Source organism: Metasolibacillus meyeri (assembly GCF_003049505.1).
In the GTDB taxonomy this organism is placed as follows: domain Bacteria; phylum Bacillota; class Bacilli; order Bacillales_A; family Planococcaceae; genus Metasolibacillus; species Metasolibacillus meyeri.
Map to the genome: position 1 here is coordinate 22,198 of NZ_PYWN01000101.1, position 6,069 is coordinate 28,266.

Genomic DNA, 6,069 nt, shown 5'->3' on the forward strand with positions numbered 1-6,069 from the left:
ACAAAATGGAAGTCATTTATTTAAAATACCCTCATCAGTTAGAGCGATCAGAAGCGGCTTACTCGTTAGCAGTTGGTTTTTTTGACGGTGTCCATAAAGGGCATCAAGCTGTTATTGAGCATGCGGTGAGTAAAGCGCGAGAGCTAGGTATTAAAAGTGCTGTGATGACATTCGATCCGCACCCTACAATTGTATTAGGCGCTCGCAATGAGCAAGTATTTTACATTACGCCACTTCAACAAAAGCTAGATACATTGAAGACCTTAAACGTAGATACTGTATTTGTTGTCAACTTTACATCCGATTTTGCGAAGCTATCACCTGAAGAATTTGTACAGTATTTCATCCGTGATTTGCATGTACAGCATGTAACGGCAGGCTTTGATTATTCATTTGGGGCATTCGGCAAAGGGGACATGCGTTTAATGGAACAATTGTCACAAGGAGATTTCGGTGTCACAACAATTGACAAGCAGAGTGACTGTGACGAAAAAATAAGCTCTACTCGTATCCGGAAATTATTGAAGGAAGGCGAGATGGAGGAAGTGTGTACATTGCTAGGGCGTGCATATGAAGTGCCAGGTATCGTCGTACATGGTGATAAGCGTGGACGCACGCTTGGCTTCCCAACTGCTAATGTACAATCAATGGCGGGCTGTTTTATTCCAGCAACGGGTGTGTATGCGGTCAAAATTTTAGTGCAAAATAAGTGGTACAATGGTGTTGGTAATGTTGGCTATAAGCCGACATTCAAGAACCCGGAAGAAAAACAGTTATCCATTGAAGTACATATTTTTGATTTTGATAAAAATATTTACGGTGAAGAAGTTGTTGTTGGTTGGTATAAGCGAATTCGGAGTGAACGAAAATTCTCGGGCATTGACGAGCTTATTACACAAATTGAACTTGATAAGCAAGAAGCCATCGAGTATTTTGCAGGTGAACAAGTAAAATAGTTGCTTGTCACAACTTGGTATGGTACAATTCCTAAAGTGTTCAATATACACAGAACCTTAGCTCGGCTCTATGTCTTACTCCTGACGATTGCTGTGCTACAGGGGATATTCAAATTACAGGAGGTCATTTCAAATGGCAATTACAAAAGAACGTAAAAACGAAATTATCGCTGAGTACCGTACTCACGAAGGCGACACTGGTTCACCAGAAGTACAAATCGCTGTGTTAACTGCAGAAATTAACGCATTAAACACACACTTACGTACACACAAAAAAGATTTCCACTCTGAGCGTGGTCTTTACAAAATGGTAGGTCGTCGTCGTCACTTATTAAAATATCTTCGTGAAACAGACGTACAACGTTACCGTGAATTAATTACACGTTTAGGCTTACGTCGCTAATCCATATAAAGTGAACCTTCAATCAGTGAGGGGCTTTTCACTGAGTGTTCGTTTCACCAATCGGGTTTTTACAGGCTATTCACCTCATGCTATGAAATGAGGGGGATACAGCCTGTTAATACGGGGTAAAAAGCGGGAAATTTCCCGCTTTTTATTTATGTATAAAAACTTTCATTGAAAAATAAAAAAATTTAGCATAGAAACTACATTTTTGATACACTAACTATAGTACATACAAAAAAGCTGAAGTAGGGTGTAAAAGTAGAAAGGGGTTCATTAGATGAACGACAAAAAAGTCTATTCGTATGAATGGGCTGGCCGTCCACTCGTTATTGAAGTAGGACAGTTAGCAAAACAAGCAAATGGTGCTGCATTAATTCGCTACGGCGAAACAGCAGTATTATCAACAGCCACAATGTCAAAATCACCAAAGCCATTAGATTTCTTCCCATTAACAGTGAACTATGAAGAACGATTATATGCCGCAGGTAAAATTCCAGGTGGTTTTATTAAGCGAGAAGGGCGCCCTTCAGAAAATGCGATTTTAGCATCCCGTTTAATCGACCGTCCGATTCGTCCAATGTTCCCAGACGGTTTCCGTAATGAAGTACAAGTCATTTCAATGGTTATGTCGAATGATTCAAACTGTCCATCAGATGTAGCGGCAATGTTTGGTTCTTCATTGGCATTGGCAATTTCTGATATTCCGTTTGATGGTCCCATCGCTGGTGTACATGTTGGATATATTAATAATGAATTCGTATTAAACCCAACGACAGAGCAAATGGAACAAAGTACAATCCATTTATCAGTAGCTGGTAATAAAGATGCGATTAACATGGTAGAAGCAGGTGCTTTAGAAGTACCAGAAGAAATCATGTTAGAAGCAATTGTGTTCGGTCATGATGAAATTAAAAAATTAATTGCTTTCCAAGAGCAAATTGTTGCTGAAGTAGGGAAAGAAAAAATCGAAGTTGTGTTATACGAACTAGATGCTGAATTAACAGCAGCAGTGAAAGCAGCTTGTGAAGCAGATATGAATGCCGCAATTCAAACAGTTGAAAAGCATGCACGTGAAGAAGCGATTACAGTGGTAAAAGAGCGCGTATTAGCATCTTACGAGGAGCAAGAGGCTGACGATGATACAATGAAGCAAGTAAAAGGTATTTTAGATAAAATGGTGAAAGAAGAAGTGCGCCGTTTAATTACAGAGGATAAAGTGCGTCCAGATGGTCGTAAGCTTGATGAAATTCGTTCATTATCTTCTGAAGCAGGCTTGCTTGACCGTACACATGGTTCTGCTTTATTTACACGTGGTCAAACACAAGCATTATCGATTTGTACATTAGGCGCATTAGGCGATGTACAAATTATTGATGGATTAGGCATTGAGGAATCAAAACGCTTTATGCACCATTACAATTTCCCACAATTCTCTGTAGGGGAAACAGGTCCAATACGTGGTCCTGGTCGTCGTGAAATTGGTCACGGTGCGTTAGGTGAGCGTGCGTTACTTGCAGTTATCCCAAATGAAGAAGATTTCCCATATACAATTCGTTGCGTATCTGAAGTATTAGAATCAAATGGTTCAACGTCACAAGCTTCTATCTGTGCCTCAACATTAGCGATGATGGATGCAGGTGTGCCATTAAAAGCACCTGTAGCAGGTATTGCGATGGGTCTTATTAAAAAGGACGAGCATTATTCAATTTTAACGGATATTCAAGGAATGGAAGATCATCTTGGCGATATGGACTTTAAAGTAGCAGGTACAGCTAAAGGTGTAACAGCATTACAGATGGATATTAAAATTGATGGTTTATCACGCAATATTTTAGAGGAAGCATTGGCACAAGCAAAAATCGGTCGTATGCATATTTTAGAGCATATGATGACAACGATTAACGCACCGCGTGCATCATTATCTAAATATGCACCGAAAATCATTACAATTAAAATTAATCCTGATAAAATCCGCGATGTGATTGGACCAGGTGGTAAACAAATTAATAAAATTATCGATGAAACTGGCGTGAAAATTGATACAGAGCAAGATGGTACAATTTATATTTCTTCAACAGATGAAGAAATGAACAATCGCGCAAAGGAAATTATCGAATCAATCGTACGCGAAGCAAAAGTAGGGGAATACTACTTATCAACTGTTAAGCGCATTGAAAAATTCGGTGCTTTCTGTGAAATATTCCCTGGTAAAGACGGCTTGCTACACATTTCAGAAATTCAAGAAGAACGTACGAAAGCTGTAGAAGACGTATTAAAGCTTGGCGATCAGCTACTTGTGAAATGTATCGAAATCGACAACCAAGGTCGTGTAAACTTATCACGTAAAGTAGTCATTAAAGAAGAAAAAGAACGTGCTGAACAACAGCAATAAGTAATTGTGAGTAGACGATATAAAAGGACTGTACGCTTTTTTGTACAGTCCTTTTTTATGAGGGGGAAAAGGAACGAATGAAAGTGCAAGTAACAACATGTCGAAATGGTGTACGCATCGTATCAGAGCAACTTCCACATGTGCGTTCACTGTCTGTTGGGATATGGGTAAATGCGGGTTCTCGCTATGAACTACCAGAAGAAAACGGCATTACACATTTTATAGAGCATATGCTTTTTAAAGGAACAAAAACGAGATCAGCAAGGCAAATCGCAGAGCTGTTTGACCGAATTGGTGGTGAAATTAATGCATTTACCTCGAAAGAAAACACATGCTATTATGCAAAGGTGCTAGACCACCATGCTGAGTTAGCCGTAACCGTGTTGGCTGATATGTTTTTTAACTCTACATTTACAGCAGAGGATATTGAGCGAGAGCGTCAAGTCGTACTAGAGGAAATTTATATGAGCGAGGATGCGCCAGATGATGATGTACATGAGAAGCTATGGGCTATTATGTATCCACATGATGCGCTCGGACGCCCGATTTTAGGTACGGCTGCAACTTTGGCAACATTTGATGAAGCCATGATTCGTCATTATATGGAAAAGCACTATAGCCCACAAAATGTGGTGATTTCTGTAGCGGGACATATTACAGATGAATTGTTGACAACAATTGAACAATTATTTGGGCAATTTCAAGCGAGTGCTGAAGCAGTGGAACCTGTTTTATCTTACCCAGCATTTTCCGCAGGCGAAGTGGTGAAGGAGCGCGATATTGAACAGGCACATGTGGCAATTTCGTTCCCAGCAATCGGCATGAAGAACCCTGATATTTATAGCTTAATTGCATTAAATAATATTATAGGTGGCAATATGAGCTCAAGGCTGTTTCAAGAAGTACGAGAGGAACGCGGTTTGGCTTATGCCATTTATTCTTACCAAACATCATATGAGGATGTTGGGTCATTAACGGTTTATGGTAGCACAAGCAAGCAACAGCTCAGTCAAATGCAACATACAATTGATGCGACATTGCTCGACATTGTAGCAGGTGGTATTACGGAGCTAGAGCTAGAAAATGCGAAAGAACAATTGAAAGGTAGCTTTGTTCTCGGTCTTGAAGGCTCGGAGGATCATATGAATCGCAACGGTCTGAATGAATTAATTCATCAGCGTCACCGTTCCGTTGATGAAGTGCTCGCTTCCATTGACGCAATTTCAATGGACACAATAAATGAGTTAATTACCGATATTTTATTGCAAGAGCCAGCGATTGCGATTATTGGACCAGAGAATTAAAATAAATGGTAAATATATTTCTGAAATAGAGGATTTAAATAATATTTTCAAAGAAGAAGAAATTATCAATGAAATTAATATACAAATGGATAATTTATCAAACAGCAAAATTGAATAACTAAAAGGAGTGTTTTAGTTATGAAAAAAAATCTAGTATGTAATTTATTTCTTTTGTTATTATTAGTAGGATGCTCTTCAGCTATACCTATGAATCCAACAGCAAAATCTATTCTAAAAGAAAATCCAACAGCAGATATTATCCAATATGAAAATTTAATTTATATTAATGCCATGAATTTAGAAGGTATCGAAAATTTGGAGTTTACAAAAGAGGAGAAAATAGGAGAAGTCAAAAAAACAACAACAGTTTCTACGGGTTTCAAAGATTTTTATGCTACTAAATTGGCAGTTGGAACTGATATATTCTCTACAAATACCCAAATTATTATTGCAGAATTAAATGGAAAACAAATACCTTATATAGTTCTTTTAGAAGGATAAATATTTTAAAATCTATAGATTTATAAATTTTCTAGAAATGTTATTTTGAGGGTAACACATTTGTGTTACCCTTTTTATTAGATTTCTAAATATTTTTAAAACAAAAAACATTCAAACACTTAATCGAAGTTTGTTGATTGATATGGTTTACATTTATGATAGTAATGAAATTGCAATGATAATATGGTTTTCCTTCTTTGTAAATTTGTCTATATACATACGCCATTTTTGCTGATAAAATCCATCATTGTTCAATGCAAATATATTAAAGCGTTTCGAAACGTTATGTACCTCAATGGTATTCACTAGTCTTCCTAAATCCACTAGCTCCTGCTTTGTCATAGTAGGGGGTTTTTGCGCTCTGTGACAAAAATCCTTTGTATTTTAATTTTTTCCATAAAATCATCGCACTCTAAATCAATATAAGAAGGCTTCGCTAGCATGATGTTAATTTTTAACTTCATTCTTTGGCAAGAGTTTATTAGCTGTCTCTTATACACATCTGACGCT

Annotated in this window: 5 protein-coding genes; all 5 read left to right on the top strand. The window is 37.7% G+C overall.

Going from position 1 to position 6,069, the window contains the following annotated elements; genetic code table 11:
- Positions 1 to 5: 5 nt before the first annotated feature.
- The 5 genes from ribF (at position 6) to C9J34_RS15065 (ending at position 5,559) form a co-directional block, all read left to right on the top strand.
- Positions 6 to 956: a riboflavin biosynthesis protein RibF gene (gene ribF / locus C9J34_RS15045; RefSeq protein WP_107840998.1), complete on the top strand. Its 951-nt coding sequence runs from the start codon at positions 6 to 8 to the stop codon at positions 954 to 956.
- Positions 957 to 1,089: 133 nt separating this feature from the next.
- On the top strand, positions 1,090 to 1,359 hold the full coding sequence (gene rpsO, locus C9J34_RS15050) for a 30S ribosomal protein S15 (protein ID WP_107840999.1): 270 nt from the start codon (positions 1,090 to 1,092) through the stop codon (positions 1,357 to 1,359).
- Positions 1,360 to 1,639: 280 nt separating this feature from the next.
- Entirely contained in the window at positions 1,640 to 3,754 is a 2,115-nt protein-coding gene (gene pnp / locus C9J34_RS15055) for a polyribonucleotide nucleotidyltransferase (RefSeq protein WP_107841000.1), read from the top strand.
- A 77-nt stretch (positions 3,755 to 3,831) separates the two neighbouring features.
- A complete protein-coding gene (locus tag C9J34_RS15060; RefSeq protein ID WP_107841001.1) occupies positions 3,832 to 5,058 on the top strand; it encodes a M16 family metallopeptidase in 1,227 nt (408 codons plus the stop codon).
- Positions 5,059 to 5,196: 138 nt separating this feature from the next.
- Positions 5,197 to 5,559, top strand: a complete 363-nt coding sequence (locus C9J34_RS15065) for a hypothetical protein (protein ID WP_107841002.1) — start codon at positions 5,197 to 5,199, stop codon at positions 5,557 to 5,559.
- The last annotated feature ends 510 nt before the right edge of the window (positions 5,560 to 6,069 follow it).